At 62.2% G+C, this 22,089-nt stretch carries 22 protein-coding genes; 15 read left to right on the forward strand and 7 right to left on the reverse strand.

Features of this window, described 5'->3' with window-relative positions; translation table 11 throughout:
- Nucleotides 1–14: 14 nt before the first annotated feature.
- The gene (locus AC2FM3_RS02255; protein WP_496678730.1) at nt 15–260 is read left to right on the forward strand and encodes an HP1242/YdcH family protein; all 246 of its coding nucleotides are present in this window, start codon (nt 15–17) and stop codon (nt 258–260) included.
- Nucleotides 261–299: 39 nt separating this feature from the next.
- On the opposite strand, the gene AC2FM3_RS02260 is transcribed toward AC2FM3_RS02255, so the two are convergent.
- Nucleotides 300–1,700, reverse strand: a complete 1,401-nt coding sequence (locus AC2FM3_RS02260) for a helix-turn-helix domain-containing protein (RefSeq protein ID WP_496678732.1) — start codon at nt 1,698–1,700, stop codon at nt 300–302.
- 64 nt (nt 1,701–1,764) lie between these two features.
- Entirely contained in the window at nt 1,765–2,970 is a 1,206-nt protein-coding gene (locus AC2FM3_RS02265; RefSeq protein WP_496678733.1) for a multidrug effflux MFS transporter, read from the reverse strand.
- Nucleotides 2,971–3,142: 172 nt separating this feature from the next.
- Between AC2FM3_RS02265 and AC2FM3_RS02270 the strand changes: the two genes are divergently transcribed.
- From AC2FM3_RS02270 to AC2FM3_RS02290, 5 genes are all read left to right on the forward strand, one after another.
- The gene (locus tag AC2FM3_RS02270) at nt 3,143–4,675 is read left to right on the forward strand and encodes an acyl-CoA carboxylase subunit beta (protein WP_496678735.1); all 1,533 of its coding nucleotides are present in this window, start codon (nt 3,143–3,145) and stop codon (nt 4,673–4,675) included.
- A gap of 185 nt (nt 4,676–4,860) precedes the next feature.
- The gene (locus tag AC2FM3_RS02275; protein ID WP_496678737.1) at nt 4,861–5,226 is read left to right on the forward strand and encodes a DUF6497 family protein; all 366 of its coding nucleotides are present in this window, start codon (nt 4,861–4,863) and stop codon (nt 5,224–5,226) included.
- Between the two features lie 130 nt (nt 5,227–5,356).
- Nucleotides 5,357–5,710, forward strand: coding sequence for a hypothetical protein (locus tag AC2FM3_RS02280; protein WP_496678739.1), 354 nt, complete (start codon nt 5,357–5,359; stop codon nt 5,708–5,710).
- A gap of 464 nt (nt 5,711–6,174) precedes the next feature.
- On the forward strand, nt 6,175–6,378 hold the full coding sequence (locus AC2FM3_RS02285) for a hypothetical protein (RefSeq protein WP_149774774.1): 204 nt from the start codon (nt 6,175–6,177) through the stop codon (nt 6,376–6,378).
- Between the two features lie 117 nt (nt 6,379–6,495).
- Complete coding sequence (locus tag AC2FM3_RS02290) at nt 6,496–8,541, forward strand: ATP-binding protein (protein WP_496678741.1); 2,046 nt, start codon at nt 6,496–6,498, stop codon at nt 8,539–8,541.
- A 115-nt stretch (nt 8,542–8,656) separates the two neighbouring features.
- Here the strand turns inward: AC2FM3_RS02290 and AC2FM3_RS02295 are convergent, their stop codons facing one another.
- Nucleotides 8,657–9,103 (reverse strand): DUF4174 domain-containing protein, encoded by a 447-nt coding sequence (locus AC2FM3_RS02295; RefSeq protein WP_496678743.1) that lies wholly within the window; start codon nt 9,101–9,103, stop codon nt 8,657–8,659.
- Between the two features lie 159 nt (nt 9,104–9,262).
- On the opposite strand from AC2FM3_RS02295, the gene AC2FM3_RS02300 reads away from it, so the two are divergent.
- From AC2FM3_RS02300 to AC2FM3_RS02330, 7 genes are all read left to right on the forward strand, one after another.
- Nucleotides 9,263–10,078: a hypothetical protein gene (locus AC2FM3_RS02300; protein ID WP_496678745.1), complete on the forward strand. Its 816-nt coding sequence runs from the start codon at nt 9,263–9,265 to the stop codon at nt 10,076–10,078.
- Complete coding sequence (gene scpA / locus AC2FM3_RS02305) at nt 10,075–12,201, forward strand: methylmalonyl-CoA mutase (protein WP_496678746.1); 2,127 nt, start codon at nt 10,075–10,077, stop codon at nt 12,199–12,201. Before AC2FM3_RS02300 ends, scpA begins: the two co-directional genes overlap by 4 nt.
- Before the next feature lie 157 nt (nt 12,202–12,358).
- A complete protein-coding gene (locus AC2FM3_RS02310; protein ID WP_496678748.1) occupies nt 12,359–12,961 on the forward strand; it encodes a VOC family protein in 603 nt (200 codons plus the stop codon).
- Nucleotides 12,958–13,446 carry a GNAT family N-acetyltransferase gene (locus AC2FM3_RS02315; protein WP_496678749.1) on the forward strand — a complete coding sequence of 163 codons (489 nt, stop codon included), beginning with the start codon at nt 12,958–12,960 and terminating at the stop codon, nt 13,444–13,446. The genes AC2FM3_RS02310 and AC2FM3_RS02315 overlap by 4 nt, the downstream gene beginning before the upstream one ends.
- 45 nt (nt 13,447–13,491) lie before the next feature.
- Nucleotides 13,492–14,172, forward strand: a complete 681-nt coding sequence (locus tag AC2FM3_RS02320) for a TerB family tellurite resistance protein (protein WP_496678751.1) — start codon at nt 13,492–13,494, stop codon at nt 14,170–14,172.
- Nucleotides 14,173–14,175: 3 nt separating this feature from the next.
- A complete protein-coding gene (locus AC2FM3_RS02325) occupies nt 14,176–15,189 on the forward strand; it encodes an endonuclease/exonuclease/phosphatase family protein (protein ID WP_496678753.1) in 1,014 nt (337 codons plus the stop codon).
- A gap of 38 nt (nt 15,190–15,227) precedes the next feature.
- Nucleotides 15,228–15,611 (forward strand): hypothetical protein, encoded by a 384-nt coding sequence (locus AC2FM3_RS02330; protein ID WP_496678755.1) that lies wholly within the window; start codon nt 15,228–15,230, stop codon nt 15,609–15,611.
- A 9-nt stretch (nt 15,612–15,620) separates the two neighbouring features.
- Here AC2FM3_RS02330 and AC2FM3_RS02335 read toward each other — a convergent pair whose 3' ends face one another.
- From AC2FM3_RS02335 to AC2FM3_RS02345, 3 genes are read right to left on the reverse strand one after another with little or no spacing between them, the layout of a single operon-like run.
- Nucleotides 15,621–17,162 carry a Ppx/GppA family phosphatase gene (locus AC2FM3_RS02335; protein WP_496678757.1) on the reverse strand — a complete coding sequence of 514 codons (1,542 nt, stop codon included), beginning with the start codon at nt 17,160–17,162 and terminating at the stop codon, nt 15,621–15,623.
- A 52-nt stretch (nt 17,163–17,214) separates the two neighbouring features.
- A complete protein-coding gene (locus AC2FM3_RS02340) occupies nt 17,215–17,904 on the reverse strand; it encodes an HdaA/DnaA family protein (RefSeq protein ID WP_496678758.1) in 690 nt (229 codons plus the stop codon).
- Nucleotides 17,905–18,978 carry an AI-2E family transporter gene (locus tag AC2FM3_RS02345; protein ID WP_496678760.1) on the reverse strand — a complete coding sequence of 358 codons (1,074 nt, stop codon included), beginning with the start codon at nt 18,976–18,978 and terminating at the stop codon, nt 17,905–17,907.
- Nucleotides 18,979–19,215: 237 nt separating this feature from the next.
- On the opposite strand from AC2FM3_RS02345, the gene proS reads away from it, so the two are divergent.
- Entirely contained in the window at nt 19,216–20,556 is a 1,341-nt protein-coding gene (gene proS / locus AC2FM3_RS02350) for a proline--tRNA ligase (protein ID WP_496678761.1), read from the forward strand.
- The gene (locus tag AC2FM3_RS02355) at nt 20,540–21,433 is read left to right on the forward strand and encodes a glycosyltransferase family 2 protein (protein WP_496678763.1); all 894 of its coding nucleotides are present in this window, start codon (nt 20,540–20,542) and stop codon (nt 21,431–21,433) included. The genes proS and AC2FM3_RS02355 overlap by 17 nt, the downstream gene beginning before the upstream one ends.
- Here AC2FM3_RS02355 and AC2FM3_RS02360 read toward each other — a convergent pair.
- Nucleotides 21,430–21,912: a hypothetical protein gene (locus AC2FM3_RS02360; RefSeq protein ID WP_496678765.1), complete on the reverse strand. Its 483-nt coding sequence runs from the start codon at nt 21,910–21,912 to the stop codon at nt 21,430–21,432. The genes AC2FM3_RS02355 and AC2FM3_RS02360 overlap by 4 nt on opposite strands.
- Between the last annotated feature and the right edge of the window lie 177 nt (nt 21,913–22,089).

Below are 22,089 nucleotides of genomic sequence, written 5' to 3' on the forward strand. Positions count from 1 at the left end.
AGGAGCGAAAACATATGTCACATACGCCACATGAACTGGCCGAAGAATTTCCCGACAAGGTCAAGTTGATGAGCCAGCTCAAACAGTCGGACGCGCATTTCGCCCGACTGGCGGATGAATACCATGAGGTCAACCGGGCGGTGCATCGCGCCGAAACCAATATCGAACCGATGGAGGAACTGGCCGAAACCGAGTTGCGCAAGAAACGCGCCGCGCTGAAGGACGAGATTTGGGCGATCCTGTCCAAGGCCACGGCCTGACACCGCGCGGGGCGGGTGACCGACCCGCCCCTCGTATTTTCATGTCACCTCGTAGGGCAGAGTGCCGCGGCTGTTCGCGTCGATTGTCAGGCGCCGTTCCAGCGGCGGCACCGACCGTTGGTGGCACGTCTTGCGTTCGCAGATCCGGCAGGAAATGCCGATCGGCTCATAGGCGCTGGCATTGTTGATGTCGAGATGATCGGCATAGACCAACGCCTCGGCGTGGCGCACCTCGCATCCCAGCGCGATGGCATAGCGCCGCACCGGCGCGCCGAAGGACCCCCCTGATTTCGACACGTCCCGCGCCAGCGAGATATAGCGCACCCCGTCCGGCGTTTCGGCCAGCTGCCGCAGGAAATGGCCCGGAGTCTCGAAGGCCCGGTGCACGTTCCACAGCGGGCAGGCCCCGCCGAACCGCGCAAATTGCAGCCGCGTGGCCGAGTGGCGCTTGGTGATCGTTCCCGCCTGATCGACCCGCACGAAGAAGAACGGAATGCCCTTGGCGCCCGGACGCTGCAGCGTGGACAAACGGTGGGCCACCTGCTCGATCGAGGCGCCGAACCTGTTGCTGAGCAATTCCAGATCGTGCCGATAGTCCCTGGCAGCGTTCAGAAAAGCGCCATAGGGCATCAGGGATGCGCCAGCAAAGTAGTTCGCCAGCCCGATCTTGGCGATTGCGCGGGCCTCGCCGCTTTGGAACTTGGCAAAATCCAACGTGGCCTCCAGCAGCTTGTCCTGGCTGATCAGGGCGACCTGAAGCAACAACTGAAAGACCTGCGTCTGCGGCGCCGCACGCGATGACAGGCGCAGGGTCTTGGTCTGACCGTCATAGCTGCGCAGGGCCCGGATATCCTCGAATGTGACCTGAATGCCGCGCTCTGCGAGGCTTTCCAGCGCGGCCTGCCGAATGCCGCCAGGTCCGTCGGCTCGGGCGGCAAAGCGTTCAGCAGCGCGGTCCACCGCATCGATGTAATTGTCGCAATAGTGGAAGAAATCGCGAACTTCCTCCCAGGGGCTGGCCTGAATGCGCGCGTCCTCGCGGCCCAGTGCTTCGTCCAGCGAGGCCAGCCGTTCGTGGGTCTGCCTGTAGGCTCTGTGCAGTTCGATGAAGGCCCGCGCCAGGGCCGGGGCGTTAGAGGCCGTCAGGCGCAGATCGGCCAGCGGTGGCGTGGCATCGGCAAAGACCGGATCGGCCAGCGCCTCGCGCATGTCCGAGACCAGACGCTCGCTGTCGCCGGTGCTCAACTCGGTCACGTCCATGCCGAATTCCTGCGCCAGCGCCAGAACGACGGTGGTCGAGATCGGCCGGTTGTTGTTCTCCATCTGGTTCAGGTAGGGCAGGGACACGCCCAGCTTGGCGGCGAATTCCTTTTGCGTCAGGGTCAGGCGTGTGCGCATTTCGCGCAGCTTGGCGCCAGCATAGAGTTTCTGAGTGGCCATTGGGTGCCTTTGCAATTATTCTGTTTGGCCAGTCTAACTTTGCAAAGCACGCCTCGCAAGTCTCTCACAAGCCGATTTGCCTTTCGCGCCAGATGACCGAACTGATGGCGATGATGGCGAGGACCGAGGTGGCGAGCATCAACCAAAGCAGAGGCATCGCGCCGGTTTCATGCGTCAGCAGGGCTCCAGCCAGCGCGCTGAGTGCCGCCCCGCCGCCCAGCATGATCGCTCCGCTCAACCCCGAGGCGGTGGCCGCCAGGTGTGGGCGCACCGATAGGGCGCCGGCGGTTGCGTTCGGGATGGACATGCCATTGCCGAGGCCTACGAAGGTCATGAAGCCGAAGAAGCTGAGCGCCGAGCCTTTGTCCAAAAGGAACAGGCCCGCCGAAAGGGCGACCCCGATGGCATTCAGCCAGCACCCCCAGCGCACCATCCGGTTGACACCAAAGCGGACCGAGAAGCGCCCACTGATGAAGTTGCCGAAGAAATAGCCCACCGCCGGTGCGCCGAAATAGATGCCGACCTGGGCTGCCGTCAGGCCGAATAGTTCCGAACCGATAAAAGGTGCGCCCCCCAGATAGGCAAAGAACGCCCCCGAGGAGAATGCCGAGGACAGCGAATACCCCCAAAAGCGGGGCGACATCAGCAGTTCGGGATACTCTCGGAACTGCTGGAGCAGGGTTTTACCGCTTTTGGCCGAAGTTTCCCCGAAATCCAGATAGGTCAGCCCGAGCGCCAGCGCCGCTAGCCCGAACGGCAACCAGAAATTGGCTTTCCAGCCAAAACTCTCTTCGAGAATGCCGCCGATGGCCGGCCCGATCATGGGGACCACGGCCATGCCCATGGTGACATAACCGATCATCGAGGCGGCCTGATCCTGATCGTACATATCCCGTACTGCAGCCCGGCTGAGCACGATGCCGACCACGATGACCGCCTGTGCCATGCGAAAGGTCAGGAAGGTCTCGACATTCGGGGCATAGATGCACCCAAGCGTCGCCAGCAGAAACAGCGCCAACCCCCACAGCAGCACCGGCCGCCGACCGGCCTTGTCCGCGATCGGTCCGATCACGATCTGCAGCACCGCATTGACCAGCAGGTACAGCGCGATCGACAACTGCATGATCTTGTAGTCCGCCCGGAAATACTCTGCCATGAAGGGCAGGCTGGGCAGGAAAAGGTTCATGCTGAGCGCACTAAGGCCGGACAGCAGGACCAGTGTCGCAAGTGTCGGAGGGGAACGATCAGCGGAGGTGGATCTGAACTGCATGGTTCACTCTTAGATCGAAGGTCGCGCAAAGGCCATGCCGCACTGGTGAGGTTAGCCAATTTGCAATTTAGTTGCCGCGCATTGCCAATGGTTTGCAAATTTGCCGAAAAGGGCTTTGGGTGACGCAGAGCTGTCTATATTGTCCCTGCAAAATTCACAGGGGACGATCGAGATGAAGGATATCCTGGCCGAGCTGGAAAACCGCCGCGAGAACGCGCGCCTGGGAGGGGGGCAGAAGCGGATCGACGCGCAGCATGCCCGCGGCAAGCTGACGGCACGCGAACGGATCGAGCTGCTGCTGGACGAAGGCAGCTTTGAGGAGTTCGACATGTTCGTGACCCACCGCTGCACCGATTTCGGTATGGAAAAACAAAAACCTGCCGGAGATGGCGTCGTCACCGGCTGGGGTACGATCAATGGCCGCATGGTCTATGTGTTCAGCCAGGACTTTACCGTGTTCGGCGGTTCTCTGTCGGAAACGCATGCGCAGAAGATCTGCAAGATCATGGATATGGCGATGCAGAACGGCGCGCCGGTGATCGGCATCAACGACTCGGGCGGGGCGCGAATCCAGGAAGGTGTCGCCTCGCTGGCGGGCTATGCCGAGGTGTTCCAGCGCAATATCATGGCCTCTGGCGTAGTGCCGCAGATCTCGGTGATCATGGGGCCCTGTGCCGGTGGCGCGGTCTACAGCCCGGCGATGACCGACTTCATCTTCATGGTCAAGGACACCTCGTACATGTTCGTGACCGGCCCCGACGTGGTGAAAACTGTCACCAACGAGGTCGTCACCGCCGAGGAATTGGGCGGTGCGTCGACGCACACCAAGAAGTCCAGCGTAGCCGACGGCGCTTTCGAGAACGATGTCGAGGCGCTGGCCGAGGTGCGCCGTCTGGTGGACTTCCTGCCGCTGAACAACCGCGACAAGCCCCCGGTTCGCCCCTTCTTCGACGAGCCGGACCGCGTCGAGATGTCGTTGGACACCTTGGTGCCGGAAAACCCCAACACGCCCTATGACATGAAGGAACTGATCGTCAAAGTGGCGGACGAGGGCGATTTCTACGAAATCCAGGAGGATTTCGCCAAGAACATCATCACCGGCTTCATCCGGCTTGAGGGGCAGACCGTGGGCGTGGTGGCCAACCAGCCGATGGTGTTGGCCGGCTGTCTGGACATCGACAGCAGCCGCAAGGCCGCGCGATTCGTGCGCTTCTGCGACTGTTTCGAGATCCCGATCCTGACCTTCGTCGACGTTCCGGGCTTTTTGCCCGGCACCAGCCAGGAATATGGCGGGGTCATCAAGCATGGCGCCAAGCTGCTGTTTGCTTATGGCGAGGCGACCGTTCCCAAAGTGACCGTCATCACCCGCAAGGCCTATGGAGGTGCCTACGACGTGATGGCGTCGAAACACCTGCGTGGCGACTTCAACTATGCGTGGCCCACCGCCGAGATCGCGGTGATGGGGGCCAAGGGCGCCACCGAAATCATTCACCGCGCCGATCTGGGCGACCCAGAAAAGATCGCGCAGCACACCAAGGATTACGAGGATCGCTTTGCCAATCCTTTCGTGGCGGCCGAGCGTGGCTTCATTGACGAGGTGATCATGCCGCATTCGACCCGCCGCCGGGTGTCACGGGCCTTTGCCAGCCTGCGCAACAAGCAGCTGAAAAACCCGTGGAAAAAACACGACAACATTCCGTTGTAGGTTGCGGGGCGCAGGCCCCTTGTCCGCCAGACATTCAGGATTGACCGACACCGCAAAACCATATCATGATCCGCCCGACCCGAAACAGAACCGCGCAGGCAGGCTGCCTTGCGCACGCGACCTCGGAAGGAGGAGCCCGCCCACAGCGGGTCCGAGGTCGCGCTCTTTTCGTTCTGGTTTGGGGGTTGGCCGACCCCGTTCAGGCGCAGCCGGGCAACCAGCTGCCCGTACCTTCGGGGCAACCGGTCGAGTTGAGCGAGGTCCTGCTGGACAACAACCCTGGCGAGCTGTGGCTTCGGTTCCGGTTCATCGCACCCAAGATTGGGGGCGAGGTGGGGCGCATCGGCTATGACGTGGCCGCCAAGGACATGCTGCACCTGTGCCAGACGCTGGTCGTTCCCTATGTCGCGCATCACGATTTGCAACCTGCGCGGGTGGTGATTTCGTTGTCCGACAGGCCGATTCAGTTCGGGGATGTCGCCCCGGACGCAACCCAGTTTTTCGAAGCCTACCGGTTGGAACGATCCACCTGTATCTGGGAGGAGCTTTGACCATGACTCGCCCGATTCATCTGCGTCGAGCCCAACTTTGCACTCTTGCGGCTTTGGAGTTGCCCATGACCCATTCTTCCCGATGCGGACGCCCGCACCGGATTCGCTTGACCGCGGCCCAGGTGCCGCCATGTTGAAACACCGCGGTTTTCCCGGCCGGTTGCCCGGCACCGATTTCCAGTTCACGATTCGGCGCGCAAACCCCAAGGGGGTTACGCCCCTAACGCGGCGCGAGCGGTTCCGTGATCGCAAACCGGCCGATCGTCGCGCCGACGCGGCTTTCATGGAGGCCCTGTGGGAGCATTTCGGGGATCAGCCGTTCGAGCGCGGCAATCTGGATGCCGGTCGCCTGAGCTGGCTGTTCGGCCGCGAAGTCGTTCCGGCCGAAGATCCGTTTGATCCTGCCAGTTATGACGCGTTGTTGAAAATAGATGTCGATGTTGCGCGGCAGTCATTTCCCGACATCTTCGACGGAGCGGCCTAGCTGGTGGATCGGGGTGCCACATATCTGACCCGGGACCATACGCGCGGGTTGGCAATGGACTGTCTGCCCGGGGCCGGTGCGCGCGCCGTGATCCTGCAGCGCGGACGCAGTCCCTTCGGCGCAAATTCGCGCGCCTGCGCAGCGCATGGGCAGGTTTCAGCCGGAAATGAAATTGGAAACAATGAACGCTTGGTGATCAAAATTGTCCAATGCAGAATTATGGGGCCGTGCGGCTCGACTTTGCCTGCGTCGCACAAGCACCTACTATTCCGTACCCCTTCCTTCCGCGGGCAGGCCGATCCTTCCCAGTTCGACCTGTCCGCGGTCTTCTCCTCGTCACCGGCGCGCCCTTCGCGGCAAAATCCTGCGCAGGATCCCTGTGGGGCAAGTCTGATATTGAATAGCAGGCCCGGTTTCGGGCAACTGAACGGCAGTTCGTCAAGAAACCAAAAGGGGCAGATCGAATGCGAGCTTCACGAGTCATTCTTGCGTTGGCGGCATGCGCCGGCATCACCGCCTGCGGTGAAACAATCGGAGAACAGGCGATCCTGGGTGGCGGAGTCGGGGCCATCGGCGCCGCCGTCGTCAGCGCGGACCCGATCGTCGGGGCCGCGGTCGGCGCGGCGGGCAATGTGCTGTACTGCAAAACCCAGAACAACTGTTACTGAAACCTTCATTGCGGGGCGCGCGCCGTCCCGTCCACCATTTGACGACACGCCGTTGCGGGGCACCAGCCCGGCAGCGGCGTTTTCGTTTGTCCAGAACACAAAGACAGAGGACGTTCCATGTTCAACAAGATCCTGATCGCCAACCGAGGCGAGATTGCCTGCCGGGTCATCAAGACCGCTCGGAAAATGGGAATCGGCACTGTCGCCATCTACTCGGATGCCGACAAGCACGCGTTGCATGTGGAAATGGCCGACGAGGCGGTTCACATCGGCCCCCCGCCGGCGAACCAGTCCTATATCGTGATCGACAAGGTGATGGACGCCATCCGCCAGACCGGCGCGCAGGCGGTTCACCCCGGCTATGGCTTCCTGTCCGAAAACGCGAAATTCGCCGAGGCGCTCGAGGCCGAAGGCGTCGTATTCGTGGGCCCTCCGAAAGGGGCGATCGAGGCGATGGGTGACAAGATCACCTCGAAGAAGATCGCGCAGGAGGCCGATGTCAGCACCGTTCCCGGATACATGGGCCTGATCGAGGATGCGGACGAGGCGGTGAAGATCAGCCAGCAGATCGGCTATCCGGTGATGATCAAGGCCAGTGCCGGTGGCGGCGGAAAGGGTATGCGCATCGCCTGGAACGACGACGAGGCGCGCGAAGGCTTCCAGTCGTCCAAGAACGAGGCCGCAAGCTCGTTTGGCGATGACCGGATCTTCATCGAGAAATTCGTGACGCAACCGCGCCACATCGAAATTCAAGTTCTCTGCGACAAGCACGGCAACGGCATTTATCTGGGCGAGCGTGAATGCTCGATCCAGCGTCGCAACCAGAAAGTGGTGGAAGAGGCCCCGTCGCCCTTCCTGGACGAGGCGACCCGCCGTGCGATGGGCGAACAGGCCGTGGCGCTGGCCAAGGCCGTGGGCTATGCCAGCGCGGGCACGGTAGAGTTCATCGTGGATGGCGACAAGAATTTCTACTTCCTGGAAATGAACACCCGCCTGCAGGTCGAGCACCCGGTGACCGAGCTGATCACCGGTGTCGATCTGGTCGAACAGATGATCCGCGTCGCCGCGGGCGAGCCGCTGTCGATCACCCAGGACGACGTCAAGCTGACCGGCTGGGCGATCGAGAACCGGCTGTATGCCGAGGATCCCTATCGCAACTTCCTGCCCTCGATCGGGCGGCTGACCCGCTATCGTCCGCCGCAGGAGGTGGCCGCGGGCCCGCTGCTGGAAAATGGAAAATGGCAGGGCGATGCGCCCAGTGGCGAGACAGCCGTGCGCAACGATACCGGCGTCTTTGAGGGCGGCGAGATCAGCATGTATTATGACCCGATGATCGCCAAGCTGTGCACCTGGGCGCCGACCCGCGAGCAGGCGATCGAGGCGATGCGCGTGGCACTGGACAGTTTCGAGGTTGAAGGCATCGGCCACAACCTGCCGTTCCTGTCGGCGGTGATGGATCACCCCAAATTCGTCAGTGGTGACATGACCACCGCTTTCATCGCCGAGGAATATCCCGATGGGTTCAACGGTGTCGAACTGCCCGAAGGCGACCTGCGCCGAATCGCGGCCTCGTGCGCGGCGATGCACCGGGTGGCCGAGATCCGCCGCACTCGCGTTTCGGGCCGGATGGACAACCACGAACGCAAGGTCGGCAAGCGCTGGGTGGTCACGCTGCAGGGGCAGGAATATGCCGTGCAGGTGAATGCAGACCGCGACGGTGCTACGGTCAAGTTCGAGGACGGCGCCGCCCTGCGCGTCAGCTCGGACTGGACACCCGGTGACCAGCTGGCGGTTCTTGACGTGGACGGCAGCCCACTTGTGCTGAAGGTCGGCAAGATCTCGGGCGGGTTCCGTATCCGCAACCGGGGGGCGGACCTGAAGGTGCATGTGCGCCGGCCGCGCGCTGCCGAACTGGCCAAGCTGATGCCCGAGAAACTGCCGCCAGACACCTCGAAAATGCTGCTGTGCCCGATGCCGGGCCTGATCGTGAAGATCGATGTCGAGGTCGGGCAAGAGGTGCAGGAAGGTCAGGCGCTGTGCACGGTCGAGGCGATGAAGATGGAGAACATCCTGCGCGCCGAGCGCAAGGGGGTGGTGTCCAAGATCAATGCCGGTCCGGGCGACAGCCTGGCCGTCGATGACGTGATCATGGAGTTCGAATAACGTCCATGTGCGCTTGCCCGGGAAATGTGGGTTTTGCCCGTTTTGTCGCCATCTGCACCGTCGGTGCGGATGGTGCGGGGGTGGCAGACCCCTTCTGCCGGGCGGGTCTGAGTCGTCAGCGCCCCTCGCGCCGCTCGCGGACTTCGCGCTCGCGCAGGGGGGTCTTGTCGATGGACCGGCTGATCTCGCGCACGCTCCACGGCGTGGGTTTGCGCAGTTTCACCACCCCGTCCTTGTCGACGAAGACCATCGCGAACCCGCGCGGGCGCAGTTGCGTCCGGATTGGGGATCGCGCTGAAGGGTCGGTGTCGGTCAGAACGATGACGTCACGCTCGCGCATCATGTCTTCGCCGTCCTTCAACATCTCGATCTGCTGTTGGAACCGCGGATCGGCCGGGGTGTCTGCAAACACCACGATGGGCCGGTGGGTCCAGAGAAACTCGCTCAGCTCACTGTCGCCGGCGGGGCGGATGAAGGCGTCTTCTTCCGCGGCCGCGCCGTCCGCCGCCCAGGCGGCGAGGGGCAAAAGTGCTGAAAAAACCAAGGTAATCAAGCGTGTCATTGCGTCTCCCGTCATCCTGAATATAGCCTTTGTCCCGGCGAATGCGACCGACGAAATGACTTTGGGCATCAAAAAAGCATGCGCAGCAGCGCAACGATTGCGTGATCGCGGCAGGCACCAATCCAACCGGATGGAGTTTCCTGGTGGCGGGGTGTTGGCATGGAAGTGATTCTGCACTGCGGTGCGCATCGGTGCGCCACGACGAGTTTTCAAGGTTTCATGGCCGCACATGCCCAGGGACTGGAGAACCAGGGGCTAGTGTACTGGGGGCCTGAACGCACGCAGTCCAATGGTCTCAACAGTCTCGACAAACTGACGCCCGACATCTGCGCGGGTTTGCACCAGGAGTTGGATGCATGCAGACGCCAGGGCGCTCGGCAGGTTCTGATCAGTCAAGAGAACTTTATCGGTTCCATGGTTCGGAACTTCGCCTACGCCTCGCTGTATCCAAATGTACTGGAGCGGGGGCAGCTTCTGGCCCAGGCCTTTGGCGGACGGGTTTCGAAGATTGCGCTGAACATCAGGTCGCTGGACATGTACTGGGCGTCGGCTGCGGATTATTTGCTGACCCGCAAGAACACATCGATAGAACCCGAGCGCTGGCAACGCATCGCAAACGGCAAACGGAGTTGGCGCAATGTCATCGCGGATTTGAGCCGTGCGTTCCCGGGCATTCCTTTTCTGGTTTTGCCCTTCGAGGAGTTCTGCGGGCAACAGCACGCACAGCTTGAGGTTCTGACCGGTCTGTCCGTGCCGGACACGGGCCGGCGCTTTGCGCTCAACGGCACATCCCGGCCGGCCGGGCATGGGCTGAACGCCCAGCAGGCCATGAAGCTGTGCATCGACTATGCCGACGATCTCGCCTGGCTGGCCTCGGGCGCCGACGGCCTTGCCGAATTGATAACCCACACGGGAACACATGATCGCGGGACCGCGCCCGCGCAAACAGGATTGGAACAGAGGATATCGACATGACCGATATGAAGGACTGGCGCGCGCTGGCCGAAAAGGAACTGCGGGGGCGCCCCGTCGAGGACCTGACCAAGACAACGCTGGAAGGGATCGCTGTCAAGCCGTTGTACACGCAGGACGACACCGCCGACCTGCCGCACATGCATTCTTTGCCGGGGTTCGCGCCTTTCACCCGAGGGGTGCGGGCCACGATGTATGCAGGCCGCCCGTGGACCATCCGCCAGTATGCCGGCTTCTCGACGGCCGAGGAATCGAACGCCTTCTACCGCCGCAACCTCGCGGCCGGTCAGCAGGGCGTGTCGGTGGCCTTCGACTTGGCCACGCACCGCGGCTACGACAGCGACCACCCGCGCGTGGTGGGTGATGTGGGCAAGGCCGGTGTCGCCATCGACAGCGTCGAGGACATGAAGATCCTGTTCGATGGTATCCCGCTGGATCAGGTCTCGGTCTCGATGACGATGAACGGTGCGGTGATCCCGATCCTGGCCAATTTCATCGTCACCGGCGAAGAGCAGGGCCACGACAAATCGGTCCTGGCGGGCACCATTCAGAACGACATTCTGAAGGAGTTCATGGTCCGCAACACCTATATCTATCCGCCGGAACCGTCGATGCGCATCATCTCGGACATCATCGAATACACCTCGAACGAGATGCCTAAGTTCAACTCGATCTCGATCTCCGGCTACCACATGCAGGAAGCCGGCGCGAACCTGGTGCAGGAGCTGGCGTATACCCTGGCCGACGGGCGCGAATATGTCCGCGCGGCCATCGACGCCGGCATGGACGTGGACAAGTTCGCAGGCCGCCTGTCGTTCTTCTTTGCCATCGGCATGGATTTCTTCATGGAAATCGCCAAGCTGCGCGCCGCGCGTACCCTATGGCACCGGGTGATGACCGAGTTCGGGGCCAAGAACGAACGCTCGAAGATGCTGCGCACCCACTGCCAGACCTCGGGCGTGTCGCTGCAGGAGCAGGACCCCTACAACAACGTGATCCGCACGGCCTATGAGGCGCTGAGCGCGGTTCTGGGCGGCACCCAGTCGCTGCACACCAATGCGCTGGACGAGGCGATTGCGCTGCCCACCGATTTCTCGGCCCGGATCGCCCGCAACACCCAGCTGATCCTGCAGGAAGAGACGGGCATCACCAACGTGGTCGATCCGCTGGCGGGCTCCTACTACGTCGAAAGCCTGACCAATGAGTTGATAGAAAAGGCCTGGGCCCTGATGGAAGAAGTCGAGGAGATGGGCGGCATGACCAAGGCGGTGGCCAGCGGCATGCCCAAGCTGCGGATCGAGGAAAGCGCCGCGCGCCGCCAGGCGATGATCGACCGCGGCGAAGAGGTGATCGTCGGCGTCAATAAGTATCGCAAGGAAAAGGAAGACCCGATCGAGATCCTCGAGGTCGACAACCAGGCCGTCCGTGAGGCGCAGATCGCCCGGCTGGAACGCATCCGCGCGACCCGGGACGAGGCCGCCTGTCAGGCCGCGTTGGACGAACTGACCCGGCGCGCGAAAGAGGGGGGCAACCTGCTGGACGCTGCCGTCGAGGCCGCGCGTGCCCGCGCAACCGTAGGAGAGATCAGCATGGCAATGGAAAAGGAATTCGGCCGTCATCGGGCCGAAGTGAAAACGCTGGCTGGTGTCTATGGCGCAGCTTACGAAGGTGACGAGGGCTTTGCCGCCATCCAGAAATCGATCGAGGAATTTGCCGAGGAAGAGGGCCGCCGCCCGCGTCTTCTGGTGGTCAAGATGGGCCAGGACGGTCACGACCGCGGGGCCAAGGTGATCGCCACCGCGTTCGCCGATATCGGTTTCGACGTGGACGTCGGTCCGCTGTTCCAGACCCCGGCCGAGGCCGCGCAGGACGCGATCGACAACGACGTGCATGTGGTTGGCATCTCGAGCCAGGCGGCAGGTCACAAGACACTGGCGCCGCAATTGGTGGAAGAACTGAAGAAGGCTGGCGCCGAGGATATCATCGTTATCTGCGGTGGTGTCATCCCCCAGCAGGATTATCAGTTTCTGTATGATCATGGGGTCAAGGCGATCTTCGGTCCGGGGACCAACATTCCCGAGGCGGCGCAGGACATCTTGCGCCTGATCCGCGAGGCCCGCGGCTGATCCCAGGTGCAAGGGGGGCTGTCTGCCCCCTCTGCACGATGCCTGCGGCTTCGTACATTCACCCCCGAGGATATTTAGGGCCAGATGAAGTGTGTGGGCCTGGTGTTTCGTGATATCAGGTGGCATGAGGTAGGGGCTGGGAGGTGGAGGCTCGGTCATGGAACTGGATCATCTTGCAGTGGCCGCTGCGACGCTGGAGGAGGCCGTGGCCCATGTTGAGCAAGCGCTGGGCGTGCAGATGGCGCGGGGCGGCAAGCACGCGGCCTTCGGCACGCACAACTATCTGCTTGGGTTGGACGAAGGCCTTTATCTTGAGGCGATTGCGGTAGACCCGCAGGCCCCCGATCCCGGGCGGCCGCGTTGGTTTGATCTGGATCGGTTCGCAGGGCCGCCCAAGCTGAGCAACTGGATCTGTCGGGTTTCCGATTTGCAGGCCGATCTGGATGCGTTTTCGGTTGATGTGGGGCAGGTCCATGACCTTGAACGGGGCGCCTTGCGGTGGAAGATGGCCGTTCCAGAGTCGGGCCGGTTGCCATTTGACAATCTGTTCCCGGCGCTGATCCATTGGCAGGGCGATCTGCACCCGGCGGGGATGTTGCAAGCCAGTAGATGCCATCTTCGACGATTGGTCGTTTTTCATCCGGACGCGCTGACGATGGCGCGATTGCTAGGTCAGCTTGATCGGGTTGTGTTCGACACCGGGCCGGCCGCGTTGCGGGCCGAGTTCGATACACCCCACGGTGTGCGTGTGCTGGAATGATCGTCCGACCGGCTCGGACCCGGGATGCGGTGGCGATCGCGGCGATCACCAATCGGGTGGTTCGGGACACCCTGGCGACCTTTACTACCGAAGAGCGCAGCCCGGCCAGTATTGCCGAGGACATCGCCGCGCGAGGGCCGGCGTTCCAGGTTGCCGAATGGCGGAACCAAGTGGTCGGGTTTGCCACCTATGGCCGGTTTCGCACCGGTCCCGGCTATGACGCCACGCGTGAACACACGATCATGTTGGACCCGCAGGCGCAGGGGCAGGGGGGCGGTCGAAGATTGATGGAGGCTCTGGAACGGGTCGCGCGGGCGGATGGGGTTCATGTTCTGGTTGCGGGGATCTCGGCCGAGAATCCAGCGGCGGTTTCCTTTCATTCGGCTTTGGGGTTCACGCAGGTCGGGCGCATGCCCGAGGTGGGGTTCAAATGGGGCCGATGGCTGGATCTTGTGCTGATGCAGAAAATTCTTCGTCCGAAATGATTGGTCGCACCTGACAGTCCGGTTTGGGCGCGCTAGGGTGCGCCCATGTCGATCTGGTCCCGCATATCCGAGGCGCTGAGCGCGCTGGCCAAGGGCGAAAGCTTGGCAAAGGTTTTCGAAAAGCTGCGCACTCCTCCCGAAAAGTCCGTGGCCTTCGCCATCGCCGTGATCGCGCTGGGGGCGAAGATGGCCAAGGCCGACGGTCAGGTGACGCGCGACGAGGTGACGGCCTTCCGCGAGGTATTCCGCATTCCGCCCGAGGAGGAAGCCGGCGCCGCCCGTGTTTTCAACCTGGCCCGTCAGGACGTGGCCGGCTACCAGGAATATGCCAGCAAGATAGCTCGGATGTTCTCCGAGGACAGCACGACCTTGTGCGACCTGATGGAAGGGTTGTTCCACATAGCCATGGCCGACGGGTTTTATCACCCCAACGAAAACCGGTTTCTTGAGGATGTGGCCCAGATCTTCGGCCAGTCCGAGGCGCAGTTCAAGGCGCTGCGGGCCAGGTTCGTGCCCGATGCGCCCAAGGATCCCTATACGGTTCTGGGCGTCACCCCGGATATGCCGTTGCCGGAAATCCGCAAGGTCTGGCGCAAGCTGGTGAGGGACACCCATCCCGACGCCATGATGGCGCGCGGTGTGCCGGAAGAAGCGATCCGTCTGGCCGAGAAGAAGATGATCGACATCAACCGCGCCTGGGACGAAATCAACGGCGCGCGGGCCTGAGCGATGCGGCTGGCGACCTATAATATCGAATGGTTCGCCAACCTGTTCGATCGCCACGACAAGCTGGTCGTCGATGATAGCTGGTCGGGGCGGCGCAACGTCACCAAGGCACAGCAGGTCGAGGCCATCGCGACGGTTCTGACCGCGATCGACGCGGACGCCATCCTGATCGTCGAAGCGCCCAATACCGGCAGCAGCCAAAACACCGTGCGCGCCCTGCAGGAATTTGCCGAGGTGTTTGGCCTGCGCACCTCGCAGGCGGTGATGGGTTTCCCGAATGACACCCATCAGGAGCTTGCCCTGATGTACGACCCAGACAGGCTCAGCGCCCGTCACGCCCCGATCGGAGACCGCGAGACGGACGGGTTCGCCGGCGACGCGCCCCGGTTTGACGGTGAATTTCGCATCGACCTGGACATCGACGCGACCGAAGACATCGTCCGGTTTTCGAAACCACCGGTGGAACTGGCCGTCAAAACGGTGGACGGGCTCGAGTTTCGGATGATCGGCGCGCATCTGAAATCCAAGGCGCCGCATGGGGCGGACACGCCCGAGCAGGCGATGCGGATTTCGATTGCCAATCGACGCAAGCAGTTGGCCCAGGCGGTGTGGCTGTCGCATCGGGTCAAGGCGCATCTGGCTGCGCACGAACCGGTGGTTCTGCTGGGCGATCTGAATGATGGGCCGGGGCTGGACGAGTTCGAAAACCTATTCGGGCGATCCTCGGTCGAGATCCTGTTGCAAGCCGGCCTGTTTGACCCCCACGCGGCCCAAGCCTGCCGGCCCCGACCGGGGTGGATCCCGTCGACCGCCCGCTTTCCACGGCCTGAAGAGGGCCAATATCTCGAGGCGCTGCTGGACTACATCATGGTCAGCCCCGATCTGAAGGCACGTCGCACGGTCTGGCGCATCTGGCATCCGTTGCGGGACGAGCATTGCTGGAGCGTTCCCGAATTGCGCGAAGCATTGGTCACCGCGTCCGACCATTTTCCGGTCACTCTGGATATCGACCTCTAGCCCTTTCAACCTGATCGTCCGCCCCTTATCTTGGACGCATGAAGCATCTTGTTCTGACCGTTTCGCTCGCTTTGGCTGCCCTGCCTGCCGCCGCGCAGGAGCCTCAAGGCAAATCCCTGATGGAGCAGGGGGCCGAATTGTTCTTTGAGGGGTTGCGCCGGGAACTGGAACCGGCGCTGGAGGATCTGCGCGATCTGGCTGACCAGTTCGGCCCGGCGATGCAGTCCTTCCTGCAGGAGATGGGCCCGGCGCTGGCCGAACTGGCGGCGCAGGTTCAGGATTGGAGCGCCTATGAGGCGCCCGAGATGCTGCCCAATGGCGACATCATCATCCGCAAGAAGCCCGAGCCGCCTTTGCCGGAAAGCCCCGCACCCGAGGCTGAAGAAGACCGACCCGAGGGCGAAGACGTCACGGATATCTGACCGCCCGGGTCATTTCTGGATGATGACGCGCGGTTCGGATTTCAACGCATCGGCCAGCGAGTTGAACCGTGCCTCGGCGACCTCGTTGAACAGCGGGCTGAGCGAACCGGGCAGATACAGTTCAAGCTCGCGTTTCTTTGGGTAGAACCGTAGCTTGCCGATGGCGGCGTCATTCTGCATCCACAGCATTGCCCCGAACCGCATGGCTTTGCCCAGAATCTCGGCCTGTTGCTGGTCTTTCTCGTCCAGCAGGTCATAGAGCGGCGCGAACCGGTTGCCGTGGCGTTTGTTGCGGTATCTGTGTTGCAGCGCCAGACCGATGAAGACCCGTTCGGAATGCTTCAGCCCGCCAAGATTGGCACGGGTTACGTTGTCAAAGCAGACCTCGGCCCGGTAATCAGGGTGGGCGCGCCAGCTGACGTCATGCAGTAGACATGCGGCCTTGATCAATCGGATTCGGGATTGTGGCGCCGACCGGAACAGCGGCATCACGAAATCGAACAGGTGGCGGCCGAAACCCGGCAGTCGGGCGTCCTTCTGCTCGGAAAACCGGCAGGCCTCGATCAGCGGGTCCCGGTCGCGCAGGATTTGGGGCATCTGTTCATACAGAAGCCCTTCGCGTATGCCATAGCTCGAGATGGCGATGTCCTTGGGTTTGAAGGTGCGGATTAGGCGCGACAGCACATCCATCGCATAGGGAACCAGCGCCATGCGCGAGGCCGACACCCCGGCCCGCGACCGCAGCTTTTCGGCGTCGTTTTTTTCGATGAACTTGATCGTCTCGCGAACCTGCTTGGTGGTCATGCGGTATTCATGCAGCACGTTCAGCGGATAGCCACGGCGCAGCATGTCCAGCCGAGCGAAGGCCCGCCAACTGCCCCCCACAAGGAACAGCCGGTCGCGCTGCGGCCCCAGCTTGTCACGCAGGGCCTCCATGGTTTCCTTGATATGTGCCTTGCGCGCCCGTCGCCCGCCCTTGATATCGCGCAGCTTCAGCGGCCCCAAGGGCGAGGTCACGCAGCGCCCGACAGAGTTGCCGCCGATCTCGGCCAGTTCCATAGAGGCGCCACCGATGTCGCAGATCAGCCCGTAGGCACCGGGCCAGCCCAGAAGCACGCCCTGAGCGGACAGCCGGGCCTCTTCCTCGCCGTCGATGACCGACACGTGCAGGCCAGTCTCGGCCCAGACTTGGTCGCAGAAATCGGGGCCGTCCTCGGCCTCGCGCACGGCGGCGGTGGCCACCACATGAAGGCCGGGTAGGTCCAGATCGCGCGAAAGGTGTTCGAACCGGCGCAGGGCGGCCAACGCACGTTCACGCCCGCGCGGGTTCAATCGCCCGGTTTCCGCCAGCCCGGCGCCCAGTTCGCACATCACCTTTTCGTTGTAAAAGTAGGCCGGCGAGCGCGCCGCGCCGTCAAAGATCACCATCCGCACCGAGTTCGACCCGACATCGACCACTCCGACCCGCGACAGGTCGCGAATCCCCGGGTCGTCGAACAATGGTCTTCCGAATGATCCCCAATCCGGAATCCTGGCTGCAATCTGTTCCATGTTCTTCCCCGGGGTCCCTTCCTGCGCAGGATGCGAAATCAGACCCAAACGGTCAATCGCCGGTGATGGTTTCGTCGACGTCCTTGTTCAGCACGCGGACGGCCAGTGCCCGGGTGATTTCGCGCTTTTCCATCAACGCGACGTGATCCAGTTGGGCCACGACCTCGGCGGCGGTCTCGAACCGGCGGTCCATGTGCTTGACCAGATAGGCGATCACCTCGGGGCCGGGGTTCAGTTGCCGGTCCACGAACAGCTTGGCCAGAACCGCGCCCAGCAGCGCATCGTCGGGCGGGTCCAGGGCCACGTGATGCGCGCCCTCGACCCGGCTTTGCAGATCGGCCAGGGGCAGTTCCCAGAACCTCGGCGCCAACCGTCCGGTCATCAGCAGCGCATGCCCTTCCGCCAGAACAAGGTTGTGCAGGTGAAACAAGGTTTTCTGCCGTTCGATGTCGCCCGCGATCATCGGCACGTCCTCGACCGCGACCGGCGACCGCGCCAGGGCGGGCACCAAATCATGGCGCAGGTCTGCCGCCGACACGATCCGCCCCCCGGTTTCGGCCGCCCAGACATGGGCCAAATGGGTTTTGCCGGACCCGGCTGGGCCGGACAGGACCAGCTTGTTGCCTGGCCATGAATTGGCCGAGATCATAACCACCGCCAGCGCATTGGCCGGTGATACAAAAAAATCCTCGCGTCCCAGCGCGGTCTTGGCTGGAAGATCGAAACTCAGTTGTCTGGCCATTTACTCGCTTTCCCGGTCCAGCTCGTCATGCCCCCGGTAGAGGCGGCCTGCCAGATATTGCGAAGTGGCGAAACGTGCAAGCACGCCCAGCGACGCCGCGACCGGAACCGCGATCAACATGCCCACGAATCCGAACAGCGATCCGAAGACCGACAGGGCCAGCAGCAGCCACACCGGGTGCAACCCGACCGAGCTGCCCACCAGCTTGGGGGTCAGTAAATTGCCCTCGACCACCTGGCCGATGGCGAAGATCCCGGCCACCAGGCCGATCGATGCCCAGTCGCCCCAGAACTGGAACAGCGCTAGGCCGATGGCCAGCGTTCCGCCGATAAGGGCGCCCAGATAGGGAATGAAGGTGACCAGCCCCGCGATGAAACCCACGATCAGGCCGAACTGCAGGCCTACGATCATCAGCGCTACCGCATAGTAGGTGCCCAGGATCAGGCAGACCGACCCCATTCCGCGCACGAAAGACGCCAGCACCGCGTCGATTTCCGAGGCCAGACGGCGGATGGTCGGCGCATGGTCACGGGGCAGAAGCTGGTTGATGCGGGCAATCATGTGATCCCAGTCCAGCAGCAAATACACCGCCACCACGGGCACGATCACCAACAACAGCACCACGTTCACGGCCGATCCCACCGAGGCGACGACCGTTTCGAGGATGTCGCCGGACTTTGCCTTGAGGGTTTCGCTCAGCGACATCAGGAATTGATGCGTGTTTGACTCACTGTCCAGAAGCGCGGGAAACCGCTGTTCGACAAAGGCGCGTAGTTGTTGGAACAGGGTGGGCAGGGTTTCGACCAGATCAGCCAGTTGCGTGATCAGCGCCGGAACCACCATCAGGATTATCAGAAGAAAGGTCAGCACGCCGATAATCGTGATCGTTGCGGTCGCCGCCGCACGCGACAGACCCAGGCGCTCTAGCCGATCGGCCAGGGGGTCGAGGAAATAGGCGATCGCGCCGCCGATGACGAAAGGCAGCAGGACATCTCCCAGCAGCCAAAGCACCAACACGAAAACGGCCGCGGCCACGCCCCAATATTTCAGCTGGTCCCGAACCGGCAACGCCATCATGGTCTCCTGTCTGCAGGCCTGTGGTTGTTCTTGGACGATGCAACCTTGTGATGCAAGCGCTTCATGAGACGGGATTTTGGCGTGGCGGACAAGCGGTGCACCGGTTTCGACGTGGTTTGATCAAAGGCACAGCCGCCTGGCCACGAACCGGCGATTGGGTCATTGTCCGATTGCCCCCGGCGGGGCTTTCGCATAATCACGTGTCCGTGGAATTCTCACCTGCAAGGTAAAAACATGCGCCTCAGCCGTTATTTTCTGCCCGTTCTCAAAGAGAACCCCGCCGAAGCCCAGATCGTCAGCCACCGGCTGATGCTGCGCGCCGGGATGATCAAGCAGGCCGCCGCCGGGATCTATTCGTGGCTACCGCTTGGCTTCAAGGTGCTGCGCAAGCTGGAAAACATCGTGCACGAGGAGCAGATCCGCGCCGGGCACATCCCGATCCAGATGCCGATCCTGCAATCGGCCGACCTGTGGCGCGAATCCGGGCGTTATGATGACTACGGCCAGGAAATGCTGCGCATGAAGGACCGGCACGGCCGCGACATGCTCTATACGCCCACGGCCGAGGAACTGGTCACCGACATCTTCCGCGGCCACGTCAACAGCTACAAGGACCTGCCGCTGACGCTCTACCAGATCCAGTGGAAGTTCCGCGACGAGATCCGCCCCCGTTTCGGTGTGATGCGCGGCCGCGAGTTCTACATGAAGGACGGCTACAATTTCGACCTGACGAAAGAGGACGCGCTTCACGCCTACAACCGCCACCTGGTCAGCTATCTGCGCACCTACGAACGCATGGGCCTGCAGGCGATCCCGATGCGTGCAGACAGCGGCCCGATTGGCGGTGACGACACGCATGAATTCCTGGTGCTGGCCGATACCGGCGAATCCGAGGTGTTCTATGACAGCGCGGTCACCGACATCCGTCTTGGCGAGCGCGACATCGACTATGACGACAAGGCTCAGTGTCAGGCGATCATGGAGGAGTTCACCTCGCTCTATGCCCGCACCGACGAGACCCATGACGAGGCCCTGTTCCGGCAGGTGCCCGAGGAACGCCGCCGCAGCGCGCGTGGCATCGAAGTGGGTCAGATCTTCTATTTCGGCACCAAGTACTCCGAGCCTATGGGCGCCACCGTGCAAGGTCCCGACGGCAAGCAGGTTCCGGTGCATATGGGCAGCCACGGCATCGGCGTCAGCCGCCTGATCGGTGCGATCATCGAGGCCAGCCACGACGACAAGGGCATCATCTGGCCCGAGGGCGTGACTCCGTTCCACTGCGGCATCGTCAACCTGAAGCAGGGCGATGACGAGGCCGACGCGGCCTGCGACAAGATCTACAAGGCGCTGACCGCGCTGGGGCTCGAGCCGCTCTATGACGACCGCAACGAGCGGGCAGGGGGCAAGTTCGCCACGATGGACCTGATCGGCCTGCCCTGGCGTATCACCGTCGGCCCGCGCGGGTTGAAGAACGGAGTGGTCGAGCTGACCAACCGCCGCACCGGCGAAAGCGAAGAGCTGAGCCCCGAGGCCGCCGTAACCCGCATTGCCGAGATCTATGAGCGCACCGCCTGATACCGGTGACTCGCCGCTGATCTCGGTGATCACGGCAACTTGGAACCTGCTGTCCCAAGGGCGTCAGGACACGTTTCGTCGCGTCATCGAATGCATGGCGCGGCAGAATTGCGACCGTTCCGAGCACATCATTCAGGACGGAGCATCGTCGGACGGGACGGTCGAATTTATTCAGGACTTGATCGTCAACGCTCCGCGCACGCGCCTGATCAGTGAACCGGACCATGGCCTGTACGACGCAATGAATCGCGGCGTCGAAGCGGCACGCGGCGAATATGTCCTGTTCCTTAATTCCGACGACTCGTTGGCCGCGGATGATCTTCTGAACCGGGCGGCCGAGCGACTGACCGCGACCCGTCCTGACTATCTATTCGGATCAACCCTTCACCGGTCCGCGGACGGCGGCGAAAAGATGGAAAAACGGATGTCGGTCAAGGCCATCCTTCAGCGTATGCCGTTTTGCCATAACTCTGTTTTTCTGCGGCGAGATGTTTTTCAGGAATTGGGGGGACACGACACTCAGTTCCGCATCGCTGGTGATTATGACCTGATGCTGCGGTTGGTTGCCGGGGGCTATCGCGGCGAAAGGATGGATGAGCCGATTTCATTGTTCTGGGACCGCGGCGAGACCAGCGACCAGCAAGCGACGGGACGGGATTATGCCCGCGTCTGGCAACGGTTCTTTGCCGATTATCGCGCGGCACAAGGCTTGGATCTGGATGATTTTGCAGAGTTCTATCGCCGCGGGCATATGCCGGCAAACCTGCTCATCGAGGTGCTGAGGCGCCAGGAAACGCCGCTGCCGATCCGGCGGGCCGCAAAACACAGCCTTGCCAAATCTCTGCGCCGGTCCGTCCAGTTCTGGCGGCGGTACTAGGACCCGCCCGTCGCCGGACGCGCACGAAGCAGTTCACCATCCGCCCTGTCACCTCGGGCGACTACGACGGGGCGACCCATACGACGGACCAGATCCTTCAATTCGATGTCCAGAAACCGCAACCCGCAAAGCCGTTTTCCGGTCGCTCGGTCCATCAGGCACATGCGCCCGCTTTGGAATGCCAGGCGATAGCCTTTTTCACGCAGCGTGTCGGCAAGACCGGCCCAACTGGCCGCGCCGGCAAACAGCGGTCGAATGACGGCCCGCAACAACGCTGCGGTTTCGCAATCCATGTCCTGAGATATGATCGTCGTGGCTGGCGCACCAACCTGTTCAATTTCCTCTTCAATATTCATGAGCGACCCCCGCTCTTTAAAATGTATTCCCCCACAATCAGGGTGCCAAAATTTCTCAAAAGAAGCAAAATGCGAAACAAAGTTGCTGTGAAAATGTTGCATTTCAAGTTCAGTATACTGCATGAACCTCACATTGACTTCATTCCTGAAACAATAAAGACCTGTCTGAGATGGGCTTCACAACCAGTGGTATAATCGTCTTTCACATATCATCTGATGCTGGAATTTGCGCCCGACGGCTGATTCTGCGCCAACGCGGAAAAGCAGATTTGGCGGCAGGTCGAGAAGCTGATACAGCGG

Source organism: Ruegeria sp. BHSB172 (assembly GCF_059613165.1).